Raw genomic sequence first — 22306 nt, forward strand, 5'->3', positions numbered from 1 at the left:
GTCGGATTAATTTAAACACAGGAGTAAAGTCGGTAGTGCTCGATTTGACAAATGATGTGCACGCAGTTAGTGAAAGTGGTTTGCTCGGTTTGGCTTTACATCCCAATTTCGCTGTTACACCCGAAGTGTTCTTTGTATACACTTATGGCACGGAAGACAGTCAGGGTTTTTTCAAAGAACGCTTGGTGAAATATACCTTCAACGGTACCAACTTGGTCAATCCGGTTATTTTGATTGACAATATTTTAGCTTGGGCCAATCACAATGGTTCGCGTTTGCATTTTCTTCCCGATAATACCTTGTTGATGTCTACAGGAGAATGCTACGAAAGTCAATTGGCGCAAGATTCCAGTTCGCTTTCGGGAAAATACCTTCGTGTAAATATGGATGGATCCATTCCTGCAAATAACCCAATTCCCGGTTCGTATGTCTATTCGATGGGACACCGGAATTCTCAGGGGATTTGTGCGCTTCCAAACGGGAAAATCATCATTTCAGAACACGGACCGTCAACAGATGACGAATTCCAAATTCTGGAAGCGGGTAAGAATTATGGCTGGCCGTTAATTCATGGCTTTTGCGACGAAACATTTGAAGACACACCTTGTGCAACCGGTTTGTATCAGGAACCAATTCGTAGCTGGACACCAACTATTGCAACCTCCGATTTGGTTTACTATGAAAATCCTGCATTTCCGGAGTGGGATAATCGGGTACTTATGGTGACTCTGAACGGACAACGTGTGGTTGCATTGCAATTGAATGCACAAGGAACTGCAGTTACGGATGAAGATCAGTATTTTCAAGGTCTTTTTGGTCGACTGAGAGATATTGCAATCGGTCCGAACAAAGAAATTTATATCGCAACAAATTCCGGTTCTCATCCAATTCTTCGATTGACTCCTTCCAATCCGTTAAGTGTGGCTGAATTGCAGGATAAAACTTCTTTGGTTGTTCCAAATCCAGCAGAAACATCGATTCAGTTTGCGAATAATGCGGCGGCAGAGCAGGTATCCATTCTGGATCTGAACGGGAAATCGGTTTTAGAGCTGAAAAATGTAGAAAGCGGGGATCAAATCGATATTTCAAAACTTTCTACGGGAACCTATTCCATTGAAGTGAAGTTTGTAGGGAATGATCAGGTTCAGCGATCCAAATTAATGAAAGAAAGATAAATCACGATGATCTGCAAGGAGTTTTGATCCTTGCAGATTACTGAATTTTTCATTCCTTTGTAAAAAATAGGAAGCAGTATCTTTATGAAAAAAGCGGAGGCAACACGCTTGACTAATTAAGCCTAAATGAAAAGAGGAAAACTTTACCTTTGGATCTTAATCCTATTTCTATTAAGCATTCCGGCTGGTTTTTTGACGATTCTAACAGAGCAACCTTACACTCCTAAATCCGAGTACCTTCTCATTCTAATCGTAGGGACATTTGGTGTTACCATTTTTGTGGGATCGTTGAGTTTGATCCCTTACTTTGTTTTGAAAAGAAATCACAGTGATTATGCATTGAAAAGGGCACTTCAGTGTTATACCTTTTTTGCGTTGGCTCTGATTGCAGTTGCAACTTTCAAATACCCGGAAGCAATGAAGAAGAGGGATCGCTTCCATTTTTCATTGTATTATGAACCGATTTTTAAGAAGATTATTACCAAATCAATCGAAGCAGGAGAAGAAGTGTTACCGGCTTCAATAATGAAGAATCGGGAAGCGTTCTGTTTTTGTATTATCAACAAAATGGAATATAACGATCAGATAATCGAGCAATTAAGAATGGGAAAGGACCCGGAAGACCTGTATTATACTGATCCGGAAGTAAAGAAAATCAAACACGACTGCGTTGATTTGTACAAATAATCAATTCCATTTTTGAATACGTTAAACTAGTGAACTTTTAGACCTATGAAAAAACTAATGACTCTGCTAATTATTGCAACCTTATTTTCTTGTGAAACTTCGGATAAAACGACTGAGAATTCTCAGAATAAAACAGAAATGGATCCACAAGTGGCTTTGGATGTCATGAATGATTACGTTGCAAATGCCAACGCAGGAAAAGACGCTGAAAAATGGGTGAAAAATCAGCAATTGCTGACAGATGACTTCAAAAAGGATTACCGGAAAATGATGGAGGATGCTTGGAAAGATGACCCGGAAATGGGACTGGGTTTCGATCCGATCTTTAACGCACAGGATTATCCTGAAAAAGGGTTTGAAATCAAATCAGTGGATTCTGAAACAGGATTGGTCACACTTCAAGGCGTATATTGGCCGGAATTTATTGTTGCAACAAAATTGAGTCAGGTGAATGGTGTATGGCTTGTGGATGGAGCCGGAGTGATCCGGATGCCGAAATAAACAGGTTTTTTTACTTTTTCTGACCGTTCAATTTACCTATCTTTGAAAGACATAAAATCAATACCCATGAATCGAATGAAATTAGTTACTCTATGTGCTTTTGTTTTAAGTGCAGTCACGCTGCAGGCACAAACACTTGTCTTTCAGGCAAAAACTTTTGAAACCCAAAAGTGGGGATATGCAAATCTGGAAGGCGAACTGATTATTCCCGCAGAGTATGAAAAGTGCTATCCGTTTTCATCGAATGGACTTGCTGTCATTTACGACGGGAAAGAACGCCAATACCATTTTATTGATTTGAGAAATACGCGTTTGAAAACGGATCCGGAAAGTTTTAAAACAAAAGATGTATTTGGATTCAATTTAGGTGGTTTCGTTGATCACTTGTTTTTGGTTGAAGTAAAAGGCAAATGGGGCTATATGAATGATGAAGGTAAACTAGCTATCCCTGCAATTTATGATGAAGGAAGTAATTTTAACGGAGGCTATGCAAATGTCAAAAAAGGAAAAACCATTGTATTGATCGATACAAAAGGAAATGAAATAACTATCGCTACAGCTCCTGTGGATGTGAAAGAGTTTTCAGAAGGTTTGGCCGCTATTGAGACAAAAGGAAAGTTCGGTTTCATCAATACAAAAGGCGAGTTGGTTATTCCCGCTGATTTTTTGAGTGTAGGTTATTTTAAGAATGGTCTTGCATGGGCAAAAACACCGGATGAAAAATTGGGGTATATAGATAAAGATGGAAAATGGGTTGTTAAACCTGAATTCGAAGCTGGAAAAGAGTTTGATCCGGTTAGCGGACTTGCTCGTGTAAAAAAAGACGGAAAATGGGGTTATGTTAATGAATCAGGAGAAATCTTAACTGTCGATACAGAATCCTGGGGTGATTTCTCAGAAGGTTTAGCTTATGGAAAGAAGGGGGGATTAGTTGGTTTCTTTGACAAAGAAGGTACATGGGTCATCGAACCTCAATTCCAAGCCGTTCGTGATTTCCAGAATGGCTATGCAGCAGCAAGGTTGAATGGAAAATGGGGGATAATCAATAAAACGGGAAAATGGGCTGTTGAACCTAGATTTGACTCGGTTAAAGATGTGACATTAGTTAAGTAACAATAATCAGATAAATAGGAGAGCATTCGTCACCTGATGGATGCTTTTTTTGTTTTAAAAAGTGAAAATCAGTATACAGGTAGTAGGTTATTCATTACATTTAGTGAAATTCAAATTCCCGGAGAAATGTATAAACTGATTTCTTTCATTGCGATTACGCTGTTTGTTCTTCAAACAACTGCCCAAATGGATGATAAATTCTATTATCCTTCCAAGGAATGGCAGGAAATAGATTCATTCAAGGTAAAATCATTCAAGCAAAAAATGGATGAAGATGAGATCACGGCTTATCTGATTTCGAGTGTGGAAAAACCCAAGGCGACTATCATCTATTTTCATGGGGCGGGTGGAAATGTGTCCACTTACATGACGTTGGTGAAACCTTTACTGAAAGATAGTTTCCAGCTTTTTATGGTCGATTTCAGAGGGTATGGAAAATCCACAGGAAAACCAACTCATCTCAATATCGCAGCTGACGGACAACGGATATTAGATTTTGCCTTGAGTCAAAAAGGGATTAAAAACACGGCTATTCTTTTGTACGGAGCTTCTATGGGAACGCAGATAGCAACTCATTTGGCAGCTTCAAATGAGTCAAAAATCAGTGGGTTGATCCTGGATGGAACCATTTCATCGTTTACAGATATCGCCACAGCATATTCTCCTGCTGAACAAAAGGAAATGATTGAAAAGTTTGTTACCTCACCTTATTCCGCAAAAGAAGACATGAAGAAACTGGTGAAGATCCCGGTGTTATTCATCCATTCCAAAGAAGATGAAGAGGTGCCATATTCCTTGTATGAAAAGGTGGAGGCAAATAGTATCACCAAACATGAAAGCTTGATTTATACAGGGAAACATCTGGAATGTCCCTTGGTGGATACGGAAGTCTTTTTATCCAAAGTGAATCATCTTTTGTCAAATAAGTGAAATCAAAAACACCGTTCGTTGATTTCATCATTCGCAGAACGTTAAAATTGTTGCCCAAGTCTTAAGGAATTGGTAACTTAACTCATCATTAAAACCCAAAAACAAACGATGAGTAGATCCTTAAGTGTTATTTCAATCACTCTTCTATCGTTTGGTGTCTATTTTTTTCTCGCTAATAGTTACTTTTCAGAACTTCGAATCTGGGTTGATTCGCATATTCATCAGGAAGGACTGAGCCATATCCTCGTTTACATAATCGTCTCTTTTCCAATTGTTTTGGGAGCATCAATCATTAATCAATGGAATCGCTGTAAAACCACATTGGGATTGAATCGTTCCATTTTGAAAGGCGTTCTGTTTCCGTTGATTTGTACACTTCCTATGTTTATTGGTTTTGCGGTTTGCTTCCAATTCAATGGCAGCTTAACCTTGAATGAAATCCTGATAACCGGAGCTGCAGCGGCATTTTTTGAAGAATTTATATTTCGAGGGTTTCTGTTCGGTCAATTATTCCGGTATACGAAATTGGGATTTATCCCTTCCATTTTATTAGGAGCCATTTTATTCGCAGCAATGCACTTGTATCAGAGTAATGATCTGCCCACACTGATAGGTGTTTTTTCGACTACCTTCATGGGAGCGGTACTTTTTGCCTGGCTTTTTGTGGAATGGAATTACAACTTGTGGATTTCCATCTTTCTGCATTTCTTCATGAATCTGGCCTGGATGATTTTTGCGGTTTCAACCAATGCTTTTGGTGGGGTTTACGCAAATGTTTTCCGGATCCTGACCATTGCTTTGGCTATTATCCTGACCATTTTGTACAAACGGAAGAGGGGAATTCCGTTGACGATCAATAGGGACACGATTTGGATGAAACATCGAAATTAAATGTGGATAACGATAGGATATTATTGTTCAATCAGAAAGTAAAATGTGCTGCCTTTTGCAAGCTGACTTTCCACACCAATTATTCCTCCTTGTGCTTCAATGAATTCTTTACAAATCGCTAATCCAAGCCCTGTTCCGGGTTTGCTGATTCCGGGAACCTGAAAGTAACGGTCGAAAATCCGGGATACATATTCTTCGGATATACCTCCGCCGTGGTCGGTTACTTCAAATCGGAATTTGTTCGAGTCCTGTTTCAAGGAGATGGTGATGGTTTCTCCTTTTGGTGAATAATGAATGGCATTGATCAATAAATTAATCAAAACCCATTGAGTCTTATCCATGTCCATTGAAATGAGAGGCAGGTTCTCTTCTGTCTGAACAACGATTTTGATTTGGTTGTATTCGGCTTCCTTTAGAGTCGCTTCCACGGATTGATGAATCAATTGATAAGGATCAGAAGGCTTCATGAATAGTTTGATGTTGCCTGTTTCGATCTGGGATAGATTCAGCAATTCTCCTGTAATCTTCAGAAGGCGTTCGTTGTCTTCACGAATGCTGCTAATCAATTGTCTTTGATCGTTGTTGATCGTTCCCACATCTTTGGTTTCCAATAATTGAAGACTCATTTTAATGGATGAAATAGGGGTTTTCAGTTCGTGTGAAATGGTTGCCATGAAATTTGTTTTGGCAAATTCCAATTCCTTGAAAGAGGTGATGTTGCGCAGGATAATCACATTGCCAATGAGCTGTTGTTCACGTTCGCCTGTTGGAATGATGGAAATGGGAACCAATTCTTTCTCAAAATAGTGTTCCTTCCCGTTTACGAAAATGTTCATGAACGGATCTTCTTTTGGAACATTTTTCCCGGCGATTCCTTTCATATCGCGGATCAGGGATCGGACCAGATCATTGGATAAGGCTAATTCTTTAGCTGCAACACCCAGGAGGTCTGATTTTGAAAGGTTCAGGATGTTAATAGCTTCATTATTGACAAACATGATTTTTCCATGCTCATCCAAACCAATAACCGGATCATTCATGTTGTTGATCAATGTTTCAATTCGTTTTTTCTCATACAACACTTCAGCCAGTTGCGTACTGTTGTATTCATCCAGTTTTTCAGCCATGGTATTGAAAGATTTGGCTAAGTCTCCGAATTCACTGTGACTTTCGAAAGCAACCCGCTGTTTGTAGTTGCGCGAAGCAATTTGCCGGATACTTTCTGTGAGCTCCTTGATGGGTTTTGAAATGTTCCGCGGTAATTGCACCAAGAGAATGAATGCAATCAGGAAACAAGAACTTCCGGTAAGAACAATCCAGAATAGTGCATCGTCGGATGAATCGTTTGCCAGTTTGCTCTTCCGTTGAATAGCGGTCATGTTTAACTGCATGATTTGTAAAATATCCTGACGAATCAATTGACGAATGGGTTCCTTGTTTTGATCAGTCGCATTCAATTCTTTCACATGGTCTTTTAAACGCTGTGTTATTTCTCCTTCTCCGGTTTCGGTGATGTTTTGGAGCTGGAGTTCCATATTTGCCTTGAAGCGTTTTTTTGCCGTTTGATCATAAGCCTCCTCATCCAACGAGATCATCATTTTTCGTGAATAGTTGAGACTATTGTAATTGGCTTTCAGAATGTTGTTGGTATCATTTTTCAAAGTCAGGACAGATCCTCCCGACACCAATGACAATAGAATGATCAGTAAGAAAAGAAGTCCGACGCCAAGTGTCAATTTTGTTTTAATCTTCATGTAAAACGGGTTTAAATCAAGAGAGAATGATCAGATCGATATCCGATGCAGCTAATTTATTGAGTAATTTATTAAAAACGGATGTAGCAAGAATAACTTTGAAGAGACTGAAATGAGGTTTTCCGATACAGAGTGTCGTAATTTTTCGATCCTCGGCTACACGCATGATTGCATCGGTGACATTTTTTTCTTCCAATCGGATGACATCAGCTCCTAATTCGGTTGCTAATTTGAAATTATTGATCAGGTGTCGCTGTTTGTCGAGTGGTATCCGCTCATTGCTTTCAGCTGGAATTTGCACGTATAGGACAAACCATTTACTGTGATAATAATTGGCAAGTCGGGCAGTTTTTCGAATGACTTTCTTAGCCGTTTTTTCATTACTGCTAATGCAGGCGAGTAGTTTTTCATGTCGAAATGAGGCATCGTGATGAATTTCAGTTTCTACTTTTCGTTCCACCTGACTGGCAACCTCCTTTAATGCCAATTCGCGGAGTTGCAAGATGTTTTCCGGCTTGAAAAAGTTTGCCAAAGCACGTTGGATCTTATCTGCCTTGTATATTTTTCCTTCTTTCAACCGGGTCACCAGTTCATCGGAGGTCAAATCAATATTGACCACTTCGTCGGCGAGTTGCAAGACATTATCAGGGATGCGTTCCGAGACTTCAATTCCTGTTATTTGTCTGATTTCGGCATTGAGGCTTTCAATGTGCTGAATATTTACGGCGCTGATCACATTGATCCCTGCTTCCAGAATATCGAGGATATCCTGCCAGCGCTTCTTGTTCTTGCTGCCCTCAATATTTGTATGTGCCAATTCATCAACAATCACCACTTCCGGACGAAGGTTGATAATAGCCTGAAGATCCATTTCTTCCAGATCTTTTCCTTTATAAAAAAGATGTCTGCGAGGAATGACCGGTAATCCATTGACTAGTTCTTCCGTTTCTTCCCGGTCATGCGTTTCGATGTATCCGATTTTAACATCGATGCCATTGCGGAGCAATGAATGCGCCTCCTGGAGCATCCGGTATGTTTTACCGACTCCGGCACTCATACCAATGTAGATTTTGAATTTCCCCCGACGCGATCGTTGAATCAGTTCGAGAAAGTGCCGTACATTATTTTCCTTTTCTGTCATGACTTGTATTAACTTCAAAAACAGCCACATCTAAAAACAAGACATGACTGTTTAAACCAATATTTCAGTGTAGTTTCTGCACTACTTTGTGTTTTATATTCTAAACAGCAAAGCTGCAATGATTCGGAATTCCGACTTCACCAAATCAGGTCGCCAAGACGGATCAAGTGCTGTCGTTGAATAGCCGGTTTGCGAAGTTACTCCTCCGGCACCAGCAAAGTAAGGAACCGAAGAATGTCTGTAAACAGCTTCTATTCTAAAGGTAATACTTTGATTTGGCATAAAATCGATATTGGTAGAGCAATCCCAACCTTTAAACGCATCCCCTGGATTAGCTGAGAATGGAAATGCTCCTTCTGTTTGAGTTGGATTATTTGGATTGGGAAGAGGGCTAGCCTGACCTGTAGGGTACAGAACAAGGTATCGACCTGGATTAGTCATTACTCCACCTCCGATTGTCCATGCCACTTTGTTTTTAAAGAACCAAATACGGTTGTAAAACATAGCACTTGCGAAATACTGTGCAGGACCAGCGATACTATCTCCATTCTTTAAACCATTTACACCTCCTCCTTTTTCGAAACCAAAATCAGCAGTCAATGAAAAGGCCATTTTTGAAATTCCTTTTGAAGTGGGTTTATCGAAATATTTGTAGAGTAAACTGTTATCACTGTGGAAACGCTGACGATCTTTGATTCCTGCTGCATCTTTTCCAAAATAATCGTTTGTCAATAATTTCAATTTATCATTTGGTATCCAGGTGATATTCCCCCCAAGACCCGGCATTGAGTTGAACCGTCCGTAACTTTGCCAGCCATTGATTACCCAAGCTTCTATTTTCATATGTTTTGAAGGAAAGATTTGAGCACGAAGTCCATTGAAAAACCAAGGTGTGTTGTCTGAGGTGAAAGAAGCCTGGTATTCCCAGTTTTCAGATTGGTAAAACGAATTCAACCCGATGTAGGACATAAACAATCCGGCATCCACATTAATTCCATACCACTTATTGAAGTGATACCCGACATTCGCTTCACTGACGTAACGGTAAACATTGGCAAGTTGGTATTGACCTTTGTAAGGACTGTAATCGTTTCGGGGAACTACTATAGAGCGTGTACCAAACTGAGTCATGAAACGCGCTCTGGCATTTTTGTAATTCAAATCACCTCCAAAATGAAGCGCTGAAAGCTGGAATTCATTGTTTCGGGCCAAGGCAGTTGAACCAACAACCGTATTATCGTTTGGATTATTAAACGAATACGTGTAATTCACATCAATCATTACGCTTGGTGTGAAAATGGCATTGTCTTTCCAAATGCTTTCAGTTCTCCTGTCGCTTCCATTTTGCCAGGAAACATCTATTCCATCAAATGGAATTTTAATGCTATCACTTTTTGGCTTCTCAGAGGTTTGAGCGATGGAAATGTGGGCTAGCATGACTAACCCAAGTGTGAATTTATTTTTCATGTGTTAAATTTTAATTGTTTATCGATCAGCTGCGGCTGATATTTATCGAAAGCAGTGCTTTCTCTTATTTTTTATTAATTTGAAATTTTTCCAATGCCAGATTTAATTCCAGTACATTGATTGTTGACGGACCAAAAACAGTGAATAGTGGTCCTTTGGTTTGGCTTTTTACCAGTAGTCGAAGATCTTGTTCATTCAAACCTCTTGCAAGAGCTACCCGTTTTATCTGAACAGCCGCTGCTTGGGGTGAGATATTCGGATCCAGTCCGCTTCCGGAAGCAGTAACTAGTTCTGCGGGCACTTCTTTTCGATCCAGGTAAGGATGCTGAATAAGAAAAGTATCAATGCGCAATTTTACTTCTTCTAAGTATTCCGGATTTGAAGGCCCTTTATTGCTTCCTCCGCTTCCTGCACCATGATAGTTTACTGCCGAAGGTCTTCCCCAGAAATAACGATTCTCTGTAAATTGCTGACCTTCTTGTTCGAACCCGACAGTTTTTCCCTTGTAAGAAAGGATACGGCCTTTTCCATGTCCCGGAGACAGTTGCCCAATACCGGAAATCAGAAGTGGATATGCTACTGAGAGGAGCAACATACATAGGAATGTGAATAAATTGACTGCTAAGATTTTTTTGATCATGACGTATAAGATTAAATGAATAGGGAAACAAATAAGTCCAGTAGTTTGATTCCAATGAATGGAATGATGACACCGCCCAATCCGTAAATAAGCAGATTCCGACGCAGAATGGCGCTTGCTCCGATTGGTTTGTAAGCAACACCTTTCAAAGCCAATGGGATTAATGCGGGTATAATTAACGCATTAAAAATAACCGCTGAAAGGATGGCACTCTCCGGACTATTCAACTGCATGATATTCAACCCTTCCAATGATGGAATAGATGCAATAAATAGGGCAGGGACAATGGCGAAATACTTTGCAATATCATTGGCAATGGAAAACGTAGTGAGTGTGCCACGTGTCATCAGGAGTTGTTTTCCAATTTCAACGATCTCGATCAATTTGGTTGGGTCGTTGTCCAAATCCACCATGTTTCCGGCTTCTTTAGCAGCCTGAGTTCCGCTGTTCATTGCTACGCCGACATCAGCTTGTGCCAAAGCGGGAGCATCATTGGTACCATCTCCCATCATTGCCACCAATTTGCCGCTTTCCTGCTCCTTTTTGATGTAAGCCATTTTATCCTCCGGTTTCGCTTCTGCGATGAAATCATCCACACCTGCTTTTTCGGCAATGTATTTTGCTGTCAACGGATTGTCTCCGGTAACCATCACCGTTTTAACTCCCATTTTGCGAAGGCGATCGAAACGTTCCAGGATACCGGGTTTAATGATGTCTTGTAATTCTACCACTCCGACAACCTGGTTGTTTTCACAAACTACCAATGGAGTTCCACCGTTGCTTGAAATGGTTTTGACATCAGCAATAATCTCACCAGGGAAAACATTTCCGGCAGATTCTACGATATTGCGGATTGCGTCGAAAGCTCCTTTTCGAATGGTTTTCCCATCGAATTGAATTCCCGAGCTGCGTGTTTCTGCTGTGAACTTGATGAATGTTGCCGATGCGGAAGTTTTGCGAAGAGCATCCACATCAACACCCAATTGTTGGGCTAATTCAATGATTGATTTCCCTTCCGGTGTTTCGTCCTTCAGGGAAGACAAAGCAGCACAGGTTATCAGGTGTTTTTGATCCTGATTATCCAAGGGGTAAAAGGCTGTTGCTTTGCGATTCCCGATAGTGATTGTACCCGTTTTATCCAACAAGAGTACATCGATATCTCCTGCAGTTTCGACTGCTTTTCCGGATTTTGTAATCACATTTGCTCGCAATGCCCTGTCCATTCCGGCAATTCCAATGGCGGAAAGCAATCCTCCGATTGTGGTTGGTATCAGGCAGACAAATAGCGAGATGAATGCAGCAATCGTGATAGGAGTGTTTGAATAATCTGCAAATGGTTTCAAGGTAACGCAGACAATGATAAAAATGAGTGTGAAAGCTGCCAGAAGAATTGTCAATGCGATCTCATTTGGTGTTTTCTGACGGCTGGCACCTTCAACCAATGCGATCATTTTATCGAGAAAACTTTCACCTGGTTCTGTGGATACAAGGACTTTAATCTTGTCAGACAATACTTTCGTTCCTCCGGTAACACTGCTTTTATCTCCTCCGGCTTCACGAATGACCGGGGCAGATTCTCCTGTAATTGCGCTTTCATCGATAGTTGCTATTCCTTCGATGATTTCTCCATCAGTGGGAATAATATCCTCACTTTCGCAGACAAAAACATCGCCTTTTCGCAAGTCAGAAGAATTCACCATTCGAATTTCTCCATTCTCCAAAAGCTGTTTAGCAGGTGTTTCTTCGCGTGTTTTACGCAGACTGTCTGCTTGTGCTTTACCACGAGCTTCTGCCAATGATTCTGCAAAATTGGCAAAGAGTAGGGTAGCGAACAGGATCAGGAAGATGGTGAAGTTGTAACCGAAACCTCCTTGATTGGCTGCTCCGAAAAGAATAAAAACACATACAACCAGCATGACGAATGTTCCGATTTCCACGGTGAACATGACTGGATTTTTCCACATGACCTGTGGTTTCAATTTAATGAATGACTCTTTGAACGCATCTTTAACAAGCTGCCGGTCAAATAAGGATATTTGTTGATTGCTCATGATTTTGCTTAATGAATTTGACTGAAGTATTCAGCGAATGGCCCTAGTGCAAGTGCGGGAAAGAAAGACAATGCTGCAATGATGAAAATCACTGCGAAGATCATAATCCCGAAAATCGGGGTATCTGTTTGCAAAGTTCCTGCACTTTCCGGAATGTGTTTCTTGTTCGCCAGTAAACCTGCAATGGCCAAAGGACCGATAATGGGCAAAAAGCGGCTGAGGAGCATAACTATTCCGGTTGTGATGTTCCAGAAAGGATTGTTATCAGCCAAGCCCTCAAAACCACTTCCATTATTTGCCGCACTGGATGTATATTCATACAACATTTCGGAGAATCCATGATGACCGGGATTATTGAGCCAGGCAGAAGCTTTTCCATTCGACCAATATCCCATATCGGAATTGTGTGAAACAAAATATGCCGAAAGTGCTGTTCCTGAAAGAATTAATAAGGGATGCAGAATTGCAATGAAGGCAGCAATTTTAACCTCTCGGGCTTCTACCTTCTTACCTAAGAATTCAGGTGTCCGACCAACCATCAGTCCGGATATGAAGACCGCCAGAATGATGAAAATGTAGAAATTCAGAAAACCAACTCCCACACCGCCGTAAAATGAATTGGCCATCATGCCCAGCATAGCCATTCCTCCGGTAATTGGAGTGAAACTGTCATGCATGGCATTTACAGAACCATTGGAAGTCACCGTAGTCGTTATTCCCCAGTAAGCAGAAGCTTCTGATCCAAAGCGCACTTCTTTTCCTTCCATACTTCCGGCAGACTGGTCGATTCCCATTTCTGTGATAGCCGGGTTGCCTTTCATTTCATTTGAGATGGAAGGGAGGCACAATGCCAGGAACCCAATGGTCATTACTCCCATAATCATCCAGGCCATTTTTCTTCGCTTCAGGTAATAGCCCAAGGCAAATACCATGGCGATTGGAATGAGTACAATGAGAATGTTTTCAACCATATTGGTCAGATAGGTTGGGTTTTCCAGTGGGTGGGCTGAGTTAACTCCGAAAAAACCACCACCATTGGTTCCTGCTTGTTTGATAGCAACCATGGCTGCTGCCGGTCCGCGAGAAACGACTTGTTCTCCACCTTGAAGGGTCGTAATTGTCTCCTTTCCTTCCCATGTCATGGGAGTTCCACTCATTACCAATATAACAGCGGCTATGAATGAGACAGGCAGTAGAATTCGCGTACAGCTTTTGATAAAGTAATTGTAAAAATTACCCAATTGAGTCGTTTGCTTATTGCGCATAGCATTGAATACCATGGCGCAGGCAGCCATTCCGGTTCCGGCAGTTACAAACTGTAGAAACATGATTCCACCGATCTGTGAGAGGTAAGAAAGCCCCGTTTCGCCGGAATAATGTTGCAAATTGCAATTGACAAGGAAAGAAATGGTGGTATTGAATGCCAAATCGGGCGACATGGAAGGGGTGTGATCCGGATTCAATGGCAGCCAACCCTGATTGAGGAGAAGCAAGAAACACAGGAAAAACCAAACCAGATTGATTCCTAATAGTGCGTAAATGTGCTGTTTCCAATTCATTTCGCGTGTTCCGTCAAGTCCGCTGATTCGGAAAAAGAAACGTTCTATCGGATTGAAAACAGGATCCAGTACTGTCTTTTCACCAAGATAGACCTTCCCGATGTAGCGCCCTAATGGGATTGCAATTGCAACCGTAAGAATAAACATGGCGATAACGCCAAACAATGCTGTATTCATGAATTAGAATTTTTCAGGTTTGAGAAGCACATAGCCGAGATAAATAAACACGGCAATTGCGAGGATAAATAGAGCGATCATATTAAACGTTTTCAAAAAATTGAACAGCCTTATAACAAAGCCAAAAAAGAAGAAGGGTCAACAAGACCAGGAGAATTGCTTCCATATTCGATCCGATTAAACTCCAAACGAGTTTATTTGCTTCACATATTCGCGTTCGAGAAGTTCCGGAAGTGGAATGTTTGAAGCAGTTCTATTCATTTCCATGAAACAACTATAGGAGAACAAAAAACCATTCACCACCGCATTTTTCATTTCGTTGGTACCTGTTCTGAGCTGGTGCTCTGCAATTGTAAGGCAATCGTTTACACGTTTGAAGTTCCCCTTCAAGACATACTGTTTGGTTAATTCAGCCAAATGATTCATTCGTCTGTAATTGTTTCTTATACGCATCATTTTTTTAAATTTTAAATGCGCTATGCCAATTCTCATTCCATTAAAGAGGTGAAAGAATTAATTGATTGAAAAACAAGTGTTTTGAATGGATTTGGAATTTTGGGGCATAAAAAAAGCCTATCAAAATGAGAGGCTTTTATCAAAATGATAGCAGAACTTACAATTGATATTCTTCAATTTTGCGATAGAGTGTGGCAATCCCAATTTCCAACAATCGGGCTGCTTCCGCTTTATTCCCTTTCGTGTGATTCAGGACTTTTAAGATGTGCAGTTTTTCAACACTTGCCATTGAAAATGCAGAGAGCGTATTGTTTTTTTGTTCGTGAAGGAATTGAATTTCCGGCGGTAGATCATCCGTTGTGAGGATATTGCTATCTGCTAATATGACTGCACGCTCCACAATATTTTTCAACTCACGAATATTTCCCGGCCAGGAGTATAAACTTAATTTTTCAAGAAAGCCATCATCAATTCCAAGCGTTTTTCGATTCGATTTTGCAGAAAATTGTTCAACGAAGTATTTGGTCAATGGTTTAATGTCTTTTAAACGACTGCTCAATGAAGGTAATTCAACTTGAAAGACATTTAATCGGAAATAGAGATCGGAACGAAAACGTTGCTCCTCTGATTCTGTTTTGAGATCTCTATTGGTTGCGGCTATCAGGCGAAAGTTTGAATGACTCGGTTTCGTATCACCGATTTTTAAGTATTCGGAGGTTTCCAGCAGACGTAAAAGTTTCGCTTGCAGCTCAAGTGGCATTTCGCCAATCTCATCCAGGAAAAGTGTCCCGCCATTGGCTTCCTCAATCAACCCTTTTTGATCCTTGATCGCTCCGGTAAAGGAACCTTGCTTGTGTCCGAACAATTCACTTTCCAGAATTTCTTTGCTGAACGTACTGCAGTTGAGTGCGACAAAACTGTTGTTTGACCGACTACTTGCCAGATGAATTGCTTCTGCAAACACCTCTTTTCCGGTGCCGGTTTCCCCTGTAAGTAATACGCTGGCATCTGTTCCGGCAACTTTCTTTGCCAGGTCGATTGCTTTTGTGATGGCTGGTGAAGTTCCTATGATGGAATCAAAGGTATATTTCTTACCAACCCGTTTTTCTAAGTCACGCACCCGTTTTCTGAGTGTCACTTTCTCGAAAGCCCGGAAAAGTAGTGGGATGATTTTGTCGTTATCATTTCCTTTGACGATGTAATCGAATGCCCCATCCTTCATGGCTTGTACGCTGTCAGAAATGTTTCCGAAAGCGGTAAGAAGGATGATCTCCACATCCGGATGTAATTCTTTGATTTTGGGAACCAGCTCGATGCCATTTCCATCAGGTAGTTTGACGTCACATAAAATCACATCAATTGCCTTTTGTGAAAGTTTCTTCAATCCCGATGCGCAATCTCCGGCTTCACAAACATCGTATCCTTCAGATCGGATAATTCTTGCAAGTAAAGAACGGTGCTTTTCTTCGTCATCGATAATCAGGATATTTTTCACGTAAAAGGATTTAATGATGCAAATCTACGAGATTGTTTTCATACTTCAATTGTCTACGGATTTACTTGAAATTTTATTCTTTATTATAATCAGCCAAACTGGTAGCTTCCACTGGAGCTTGGTATTTTTCTACTGCTATGAGCTTGCCTTCATCCATCACAGTTCCTACAGAAATATCTACAGGATGGTACCAGATTCCTGTGTCGGAATTGAAACTTTTTTCATAAATGATTTTTAAACCTTCGTTGGTTTCTGCAACATAGAATATGGAAGAAAAATAAAGCTCCCTTCCGCCTCTTGAAGGGTAGCTTACATAGCAGCCATATAAATAGTCACCCGTAACAATACGCTTTAGAGCATCACCTAATATAGGATTCTGATAATGCTTGATTTGAAATAAAGTGCGGGGAGTTATCTTTTTTAATTTGATGATAGCAAGAGCTCGTTTTTTTGAATCTTTTAGCAAACCTTCCAAAACACGAGCTCTCCCAAATGGATTTGAACTTCTTGAATGCATAAAGCTATAAGCTTGATCTTTAAAAACTTCATATTCTTCATTACTTACATCAATGTCCCACTTTGCATATTCACATTGATATTCCTTTTCAATAAAATTTATAATAAACTCTTTTATATTTTTCATATTCTAATTGATTATTTTTTGTTTTAACCGGTTGAGGAAAATTTTTCTTTCGGCTTTTGAAATTTCTTTGTCAGCATTTAATTTATCAATTGCTATTCTATATACTTCATTGGCTTCATTTGTTCTGTCTAGGTGGTTCAAGGCATCGGCCTTTAATTCATAATGCCTCCAGAAATCTGGGAAGGATGAAATTCTTGTAGTCTGTTCCTCAACAACACTTTCCCATTCCCATTGGTCAAAACAAAAACCTAATCCTAAACCAAAGCCAACGGTGGGGGACGAATTATGATTGAAACCTACCAAATCCTGAAACTGGATCGTGATATGACTGTCTTTTGACTCAATCATAGATTTGAATTTAAAAACACCTTCTCTTAATGAAACATCATCCCAACGCTTGTCTCCAATAGCTAAATAAAAAGTACCCGTTAATTTCACCTTTTTGGATAATTCCTCCTCGGCAATTGCATAAATATCTTTGTCATTTGGCCAATAAGCCGGACTTATAGCAATACAGTTGTTAAAGAGTTCATTGTTCTTGAAAAAACAATACGTGGAAAAATAGGCTCCAAAAGAATGACCAATGATAGTCACTTCTTTTTTCAGTGTGTAGGTTTCCTGTAATTTCGGTATCACTTCGGTACATATAAACGTCTACAGTTTTTCTTTTTCCTGTAATTCCTGATTTCTGTCTTCGTGAAAAATGCCAACCAAAATACTTTGTGGTATATCATCCGACAGGTATAAATTATTAGCTGTTTGCAAAAGAGTTCCTGCAATTTCATCATTATCACCATCCAAATAAATGATGCAGTTTTTGGGTTGTTTCAGCTTTTCATAATCTTTTGGAATGCTGACAGTGATTTTTCTTTTCGCTCCAAATACTTTTGAGTCAATGGTCATAGTATCTTGCTGGGTGTAAAATGAATGGGACTGTCCTAAAGCTATAATCGATTGTAATAAAAAGGAAAAAAATATGAACTGTTTCATTATGTTTTATTTACTTTAATTAAAGAGATTCTCCATCTCATCTGTATTATTATATTGTTGACTTACAAAAGTTAATGTCAGTTTATACTTCTGGCATTTCTGGATAAAAGAAAATGCCCCAAACAATATCACTCAGTTGCTTGTAATACTCGCGTTCATCGTCTTCAAAATTTCTTATGATCATCAGGCTCATGGGATATTTTGTATAGGCTTGCTCTTCTGTTAAAATGACATTTTGCTCGATAACTGTTTTTTGTATGTCTTGCAACTGGTTGTAAAAAGACGCAGTAAAAACACCATCCGGATGTAAATGGTACTCCTCTTCTGCTTGAGCCAATGCTTTGGTTACAATTTCCCTGAAATAGGCTTTGGTCATTTTATTCTCTAATCGGGTGTACATGGTATTTGTTTTAGCTTAAAAATGTTGTAGAATCTGATTTGTTATATCACACTTTATCTTTGTAATGATTATAAAATGTCCATTGGTCTTTTAAAGCCTCGCTTATTTCTGTCCAATTATGTTTTTCTGACAAGTCGATTGCTTGTTGCCACGTTTTTTCTACAATATCCAAGCGTTCCCTTTTACCAGCCCAGTAACTCGCACTGATTAAGGCATTCCATGAAGCGATAGGGTCTTTATATTCTTCTTCCAAGCGTGAGGCTGCTTCAAGATGTTTTTCTCCCGCATAGTCATAGTCTCCCTCAAACTTAATGGTTTCTGTAGCTTCAAAAAGCGGGTGCTTATGCACTTCTTCCGGAAACATGGCAAATTTGTCTTCCCATTCAGAATCAAACACCTCAGCAATATCCCTAACAAGAGAATCAGAATTACCCAGGCTTATAGTATACTTGTCAAAACTGTTATTGTCACAATCAAACCCATGGGGCAACTTGGCACAATGCCAATAATATTGCCATTTGTCCTCATCCTCCATATGGAGCAGGCCATACGCTCTTTGGGCAAGAATGTTTCCTACATACTCATTCCAGATGCCATAATCGATCGGCTCATAATCGGGAAGATGGGTTCTTTTTTCTTTTAACTTTTCAAACAGTTCGAAAGCCTTCTTTTGTTCAGGTGTGTCATAATAATAGTCCCAAAACTCTTTGAAAAACGCGTCTTTAAAATTAGCCGCGTCTTTAAACCGCTCCTGATTATCTTCCGAAAGTAAGAACTGCTTTAGGAAACCAAGGTCTCCGCCGCCCAGGTAGTTAAAAAAAGGCTTCGATAAATCGACAGCTCCTTCTATCTGCTTTTTAAGCTCTTCTATTATGATTAATCTATTCATAAGCCTCAGATTCGCCATCGGAATTGTTGATTGCAGATTTGGTGCGAATGTAAAGCACTCTTTATATACCTCATCGAATGTTACAACCGGTGACTCTTTAATGGGTTTACCTGGCGACAATTTGAGGGATAAAATATTCGCTCCTCCATTGAACGCAAAAGGCATGATCGACCAGAACCCCATTTTTAAAAGCTGCAGTAATGCTGCTTTCTCGCTGGGATATTCAAATTCAACATTAAATGCATACTTAATGTTTTTGTCCTGGTATATTTTTTTCAGATCCGAATGTAGGCTGTTTATTTCCATATTTTTTTACTAATATTGAGTTCTAATCAAACCTTATCTTAGATTAATCTTATATAATTTTGCCGCCGCCTCAGGAGTAACGCCAACTTTATTTGGAATTGTTATATCTGCTCCAAGTTCTAGAAAATAATCAATAAACGTTCTTCCTTCTGTCTTTGAAATCGCGACTGATAATGGAGTCTTGCCAAACTTACCGTCCTGCTGGTCAATCTGGGCTCCGTATTTAACTAAAAGTTTGACTATTTCCATATTTTGTTTTTGCGTGGCAAAATGTATTGGATAGAAACCTTGCTTATTGCAAAAATTAGGGTCAGCACCATTTTCTAATAAAATCGCTATAATTTGGATATACTCGTTTCTTATTGCCGACATTAGTGGCGTATCGCCAGTATCCGTAAGCTGATTTATATTAAAGGTCTTCACAACTTTTAATAATTCTTCTACCTTATTATTGGAAATAAAATTCAATAGGTTTTCGTTCATAATTATTTATATCTTTTTGGTGTTCTCAAATTCTATTTCCACACCAACAGGCCTGAACTGGAACCCAGTCAATTGATTTTCTTCAATAGCGTTTTTGACTTTTTCGTTGCAATTCAAACCGATTTCTTTTGATACTCTGAAGGTAGAATATGAGTATGCTACCAAAGATAAAAAGTTTAGAGGAACGGAATTGACCCTGAAAGAAGCGAAGTCGTTGAATATAGAATACACAGAACCTTATTATGGAAAATTATCAGGAGTGTATGGTTGCTATCAATTTCAAATCGATTCTACTCATACCGGCTGAATTGCCCGAATTCCGGCGGAATATGAGTCTACATCAATCGGATTGTTTATTCTCGATCGAAAAAAAGATCAAATGGAGAGCAAATATTTTCACTTGGGTGCCATTTTCGGAGATGCCGGAGATGCTTATCAACGTATTTCCTGGCTCTTTAGAACGAAAGACAAACAGCTTCATTCCTTTGTTTATGATTACAGTTCTTATGATCACGCGGTGGAAGGCACTGCGGATCAGACAATCGATCTATGGAGAGAATATTACTTGTTCAACTGCATGACCTCAAAATTTGATACGCTCTCAAAAAATGAAACCCTGCTGAAAAAGCGTTTTAAAAATGTATTGAAATCTTTTGAGGAAGTTGATTTGATATGTGGTTTCCTTGATGAAACTAACTACAAATTTTAACGTGTTACAGGCTTGTCCCTAAGTCCTCGTTCCGTAATTTTATGGCATGAAAAAAATCACATACTCCGTCTTGGATTTATCCATGATCACCAAAGACGGCAACGCAGCAACAGCAATCAAAAGAACAGTAGATTTAGCACAAAAGGCAGAGGAATTAGGATATGAACGCGTTTGGTTGGCAGAGCACCACAATATGGAGTTCATTGCCAGCTCGGCAACTTCCGTCTTGATTGGTCATGTAGCTTCACAAACGAAAAGTATCCGTGTCGGTTCCGGAGGAATCATGCTTCCGAATCACGCACCACTAGCTATTGCAGAACAATTCGGAACATTGGAAACTTTGTATCCGGATCGCATTGATTTGGGGTTGGGAAGAGCTCCCGGAACGGATCAGCAAACGGCAATGGCTTTGAGAAGAGGCGATTTGAATACCGCCTATCAATTCCCGAATGACGTTGTGGCGCTTCAAACGTATTTCAGTGAAAGCAATCGAACAGCATCCGTGCGCGCTTTTCCCGGAGAAGGATTAGATATTCCAATCTGGATTTTAGGTTCAAGCACAGATAGCGCTTATTTGGCTGCGGAAATGGGACTTCCGTATGCCTTTGCATCCCATTTCGCCCCGAAACAATTCAAAATTGCAACCCAGATTTACCGAAACAACTTCCGACCTTCGAAATACCTCGATAAACCCTATGTGCTTGCTTGTGTGAATGGAATTGCAGCGGATTCAAATGAAGAAGCTGAATTGTTGTCCATGAGTTTGTACCAGATGTTCTCCGGAATCTTAACTAATTCCCGCAAACCCTTGTCACCGCCAATTCCGAATTTGTTGGAAACCTGGCCACAGGAATTACTGGATGCGGTACTTCCTATGACAGCCTGTACTTTTGTTGGAGATAAGGATACCTTGATAGAAAAATTCAGTCGATTTATTGAGGAGCATGGAGTGGACGAATTGATGATTACCGGAAATATCTTTGACAATGAGAAACGTCTGAAGTCGTATTCCATTTTGGCCGAGGTTTTTAATGCGATTAATCGGTCATAATCAAAGAAATTGTGTAGTTTCATAAGACCAATCAGTTAAACGATGAAGAAATCTTCCTACGCAATCTCTTTGATTTTTCTTCTGCAAGGAGTTTTTATTTCATGCAATACCGGCTCCAACCCGAAAAAAGAACTTTCGAAAGAGGAGGGATCCGTTCGGAAAACAGATTCCTCTTTTATTGAAAAGAAGAGCGTTTATGATGAGCTTTTGAAGAAATTCAAACCGATCTCTTTTGATACTCTGAAGGTGCAATATGAGTATGCTACGAAAGATAAAAAGTTTCGAGGAACGGAATTGACGCTGAAAGAAGCCATGTCTTTGCCACTTGGAATTACTGAAAAGATCTTTGGAAAACTTTCCGGAGTTTATGGCTGTTATCAGTTTCTGATTGATTCAATCCATATAGGACTGATTGCAAGAGTTCCTGATGAATATGCGTCTACTTCTATTACACTGTTCGTCTTTGACCGTAAAACAGATGAAATCCAAAAGGAAAACCTTCCATTATCCATTGTTTTTGGTGATGCTGGTGATGGATATGTTCGCACTTCTTGGCTTTTTAAAACAAAGGACAAACAGATTCAGTCATTTGTTTATGACTACAGTGTGTATTATCATGAAGTTGAAAATCCGGAAGATCAAACTGTTGATGAATGGAGAGATTATTATTTATTCAATTGCATGTTGCCCAAATTTGATACGATCTCAAAAAATGAAACTCTGCTGAAAAAGCGTTTTAAAAATGTACTGAAAACAGAGCTTTAATTCAGCCGAAATTAGTAAGTTCATATCCTGAAA

Annotated in this window: 24 protein-coding genes; 10 read left to right on the plus strand and 14 right to left on the minus strand. The window is 39.8% G+C overall.

Annotated features, from left to right (window positions below; translation table 11 throughout):
• The 6 genes from AAG807_RS18885 to AAG807_RS18910 form a co-directional block, all read left to right on the plus strand.
• A partial coding sequence (locus tag AAG807_RS18885; RefSeq protein WP_341907459.1) for a PQQ-dependent sugar dehydrogenase occupies window positions 1-1175 on the plus strand: 1175 nt, incomplete at its 5' end.
• A 126-nt stretch (window positions 1176-1301) separates the two neighbouring features.
• Window positions 1302-1862, plus strand: a complete 561-nt coding sequence (locus AAG807_RS18890) for a hypothetical protein (protein WP_341907461.1) — start codon at window positions 1302-1304, stop codon at window positions 1860-1862.
• A gap of 45 nt (window positions 1863-1907) precedes the next feature.
• Window positions 1908-2363, plus strand: coding sequence for a hypothetical protein (locus AAG807_RS18895; protein ID WP_341907463.1), 456 nt, complete (start codon window positions 1908-1910; stop codon window positions 2361-2363).
• Between the two features lie 66 nt (window positions 2364-2429).
• Window positions 2430-3476 carry a WG repeat-containing protein gene (locus AAG807_RS18900; protein ID WP_341907465.1) on the plus strand — a complete coding sequence of 349 codons (1047 nt, stop codon included), beginning with the start codon at window positions 2430-2432 and terminating at the stop codon, window positions 3474-3476.
• A gap of 126 nt (window positions 3477-3602) precedes the next feature.
• Window positions 3603-4406, plus strand: a complete 804-nt coding sequence (locus tag AAG807_RS18905) for an alpha/beta fold hydrolase (RefSeq protein ID WP_341907468.1) — start codon at window positions 3603-3605, stop codon at window positions 4404-4406.
• Window positions 4407-4514: 108 nt separating this feature from the next.
• The gene (locus AAG807_RS18910; protein WP_341907471.1) at window positions 4515-5297 is read left to right on the plus strand and encodes a CPBP family intramembrane glutamic endopeptidase; all 783 of its coding nucleotides are present in this window, start codon (window positions 4515-4517) and stop codon (window positions 5295-5297) included.
• Between the two features lie 20 nt (window positions 5298-5317).
• Here the strand turns inward: AAG807_RS18910 and AAG807_RS18915 are convergent, their stop codons facing one another.
• From AAG807_RS18915 to AAG807_RS18980, 14 genes are all read right to left on the minus strand, one after another.
• Complete coding sequence (locus AAG807_RS18915) at window positions 5318-7051, minus strand: ATP-binding protein (protein WP_341907473.1); 1734 nt, start codon at window positions 7049-7051, stop codon at window positions 5318-5320.
• A gap of 16 nt (window positions 7052-7067) precedes the next feature.
• Entirely contained in the window at window positions 7068-8192 is a 1125-nt protein-coding gene (locus AAG807_RS18920; RefSeq protein WP_341907476.1) for a sensor protein KdpD, read from the minus strand.
• Window positions 8193-8285: 93 nt separating this feature from the next.
• A complete protein-coding gene (locus AAG807_RS18925) occupies window positions 8286-9659 on the minus strand; it encodes a porin (protein ID WP_341907479.1) in 1374 nt (457 codons plus the stop codon).
• A gap of 64 nt (window positions 9660-9723) precedes the next feature.
• Window positions 9724-10299 (minus strand): potassium-transporting ATPase subunit KdpC, encoded by a 576-nt coding sequence (gene kdpC, locus AAG807_RS18930; protein ID WP_341907482.1) that lies wholly within the window; start codon window positions 10297-10299, stop codon window positions 9724-9726.
• 11 nt (window positions 10300-10310) lie between these two features.
• Window positions 10311-12350 (minus strand): potassium-transporting ATPase subunit KdpB, encoded by a 2040-nt coding sequence (kdpB, locus tag AAG807_RS18935; protein ID WP_341907485.1) that lies wholly within the window; start codon window positions 12348-12350, stop codon window positions 10311-10313.
• A gap of 8 nt (window positions 12351-12358) precedes the next feature.
• Window positions 12359-14086 (minus strand): potassium-transporting ATPase subunit KdpA, encoded by a 1728-nt coding sequence (gene kdpA, locus AAG807_RS18940; protein WP_341907487.1) that lies wholly within the window; start codon window positions 14084-14086, stop codon window positions 12359-12361.
• A gap of 177 nt (window positions 14087-14263) precedes the next feature.
• A complete protein-coding gene (locus tag AAG807_RS18945; protein WP_341907489.1) occupies window positions 14264-14542 on the minus strand; it encodes a hypothetical protein in 279 nt (92 codons plus the stop codon).
• A 157-nt stretch (window positions 14543-14699) separates the two neighbouring features.
• Complete coding sequence (locus AAG807_RS18950) at window positions 14700-16037, minus strand: sigma-54 dependent transcriptional regulator (protein WP_341907491.1); 1338 nt, start codon at window positions 16035-16037, stop codon at window positions 14700-14702.
• A 73-nt stretch (window positions 16038-16110) separates the two neighbouring features.
• The gene (locus AAG807_RS18955; RefSeq protein ID WP_341907493.1) at window positions 16111-16680 is read right to left on the minus strand and encodes a hypothetical protein; all 570 of its coding nucleotides are present in this window, start codon (window positions 16678-16680) and stop codon (window positions 16111-16113) included.
• 3 nt (window positions 16681-16683) lie between these two features.
• On the minus strand, window positions 16684-17328 hold the full coding sequence (locus AAG807_RS18960; protein WP_341907593.1) for an alpha/beta hydrolase-fold protein: 645 nt from the start codon (window positions 17326-17328) through the stop codon (window positions 16684-16686).
• A 6-nt stretch (window positions 17329-17334) separates the two neighbouring features.
• Window positions 17335-17670 (minus strand): hypothetical protein, encoded by a 336-nt coding sequence (locus AAG807_RS18965; protein ID WP_341907498.1) that lies wholly within the window; start codon window positions 17668-17670, stop codon window positions 17335-17337.
• Between the two features lie 82 nt (window positions 17671-17752).
• Window positions 17753-18070 (minus strand): hypothetical protein, encoded by a 318-nt coding sequence (locus AAG807_RS18970; protein WP_341907501.1) that lies wholly within the window; start codon window positions 18068-18070, stop codon window positions 17753-17755.
• A 46-nt stretch (window positions 18071-18116) separates the two neighbouring features.
• On the minus strand, window positions 18117-19265 hold the full coding sequence (locus tag AAG807_RS18975; protein ID WP_341907503.1) for a hypothetical protein: 1149 nt from the start codon (window positions 19263-19265) through the stop codon (window positions 18117-18119).
• A 33-nt stretch (window positions 19266-19298) separates the two neighbouring features.
• Complete coding sequence (locus AAG807_RS18980) at window positions 19299-19748, minus strand: ankyrin repeat domain-containing protein (RefSeq protein ID WP_341907505.1); 450 nt, start codon at window positions 19746-19748, stop codon at window positions 19299-19301.
• 94 nt (window positions 19749-19842) lie between these two features.
• Here AAG807_RS18980 and AAG807_RS18985 point away from each other — a divergent pair, with 94 nt between their 5' ends.
• The 4 genes from AAG807_RS18985 to AAG807_RS19000 all read left to right on the plus strand — a co-directional run bounded on the left by AAG807_RS18985 (window position 19843) and on the right by AAG807_RS19000 (window position 22273).
• A complete protein-coding gene (locus AAG807_RS18985; RefSeq protein WP_341907506.1) occupies window positions 19843-20055 on the plus strand; it encodes a hypothetical protein in 213 nt (70 codons plus the stop codon).
• Window positions 20056-20127: 72 nt separating this feature from the next.
• A complete protein-coding gene (locus AAG807_RS18990; RefSeq protein WP_341907509.1) occupies window positions 20128-20457 on the plus strand; it encodes a hypothetical protein in 330 nt (109 codons plus the stop codon).
• Window positions 20458-20503: 46 nt separating this feature from the next.
• The gene (locus AAG807_RS18995) at window positions 20504-21508 is read left to right on the plus strand and encodes an LLM class flavin-dependent oxidoreductase (protein WP_341907512.1); all 1005 of its coding nucleotides are present in this window, start codon (window positions 20504-20506) and stop codon (window positions 21506-21508) included.
• Between the two features lie 42 nt (window positions 21509-21550).
• Entirely contained in the window at window positions 21551-22273 is a 723-nt protein-coding gene (locus AAG807_RS19000; RefSeq protein ID WP_341907514.1) for a hypothetical protein, read from the plus strand.
• Window positions 22274-22306 lie beyond the last annotated feature (33 nt).

Source organism: Fluviicola taffensis DSM 16823 (assembly GCF_943372375.1).
GTDB lineage: Bacteria > Bacteroidota > Bacteroidia > Flavobacteriales_D > Crocinitomicaceae > Fluviicola > Fluviicola taffensis_A.

Coding starts and splice junctions, on each gene's coding strand:
- AAG807_RS18890 (WP_341907461.1), top strand. CDS start 1,302: ATGAAAAGAGGAAAACTTTACCTTTGGATCTTAATCCTATTTCTATTA.
- AAG807_RS18895 (WP_341907463.1), top strand. CDS start 1,908: ATGAAAAAACTAATGACTCTGCTAATTATTGCAACCTTATTTTCTTGT.
- AAG807_RS18900 (WP_341907465.1), top strand. CDS start 2,430: ATGAATCGAATGAAATTAGTTACTCTATGTGCTTTTGTTTTAAGTGCA.
- AAG807_RS18905 (WP_341907468.1), top strand. CDS start 3,603: ATGTATAAACTGATTTCTTTCATTGCGATTACGCTGTTTGTTCTTCAA.
- AAG807_RS18910 (WP_341907471.1), top strand. CDS start 4,515: ATGAGTAGATCCTTAAGTGTTATTTCAATCACTCTTCTATCGTTTGGT.
- AAG807_RS18915 (WP_341907473.1), bottom strand. CDS start 7,051: ATGAAGATTAAAACAAAATTGACACTTGGCGTCGGACTTCTTTTCTTA.
- AAG807_RS18920 (WP_341907476.1), bottom strand. CDS start 8,192: ATGACAGAAAAGGAAAATAATGTACGGCACTTTCTCGAACTGATTCAA.
- AAG807_RS18925 (WP_341907479.1), bottom strand. CDS start 9,659: ATGAAAAATAAATTCACACTTGGGTTAGTCATGCTAGCCCACATTTCC.
- kdpC (WP_341907482.1), bottom strand. CDS start 10,299: ATGATCAAAAAAATCTTAGCAGTCAATTTATTCACATTCCTATGTATG.
- kdpB (WP_341907485.1), bottom strand. CDS start 12,350: ATGAGCAATCAACAAATATCCTTATTTGACCGGCAGCTTGTTAAAGAT.
- kdpA (WP_341907487.1), bottom strand. CDS start 14,086: ATGAATACAGCATTGTTTGGCGTTATCGCCATGTTTATTCTTACGGTT.
- AAG807_RS18945 (WP_341907489.1), bottom strand. CDS start 14,542: ATGATGCGTATAAGAAACAATTACAGACGAATGAATCATTTGGCTGAA.
- AAG807_RS18955 (WP_341907493.1), bottom strand. CDS start 16,680: ATGAAAAATATAAAAGAGTTTATTATAAATTTTATTGAAAAGGAATAT.
- AAG807_RS18965 (WP_341907498.1), bottom strand. CDS start 17,670: ATGAAACAGTTCATATTTTTTTCCTTTTTATTACAATCGATTATAGCT.
- AAG807_RS18970 (WP_341907501.1), bottom strand. CDS start 18,070: ATGTACACCCGATTAGAGAATAAAATGACCAAAGCCTATTTCAGGGAA.
- AAG807_RS18975 (WP_341907503.1), bottom strand. CDS start 19,265: ATGGAAATAAACAGCCTACATTCGGATCTGAAAAAAATATACCAGGAC.
- AAG807_RS18980 (WP_341907505.1), bottom strand. CDS start 19,748: ATGAACGAAAACCTATTGAATTTTATTTCCAATAATAAGGTAGAAGAA.
- AAG807_RS18990 (WP_341907509.1), top strand. CDS start 20,128: ATGGAGAGCAAATATTTTCACTTGGGTGCCATTTTCGGAGATGCCGGA.
- AAG807_RS18995 (WP_341907512.1), top strand. CDS start 20,504: ATGAAAAAAATCACATACTCCGTCTTGGATTTATCCATGATCACCAAA.
- AAG807_RS19000 (WP_341907514.1), top strand. CDS start 21,551: ATGAAGAAATCTTCCTACGCAATCTCTTTGATTTTTCTTCTGCAAGGA.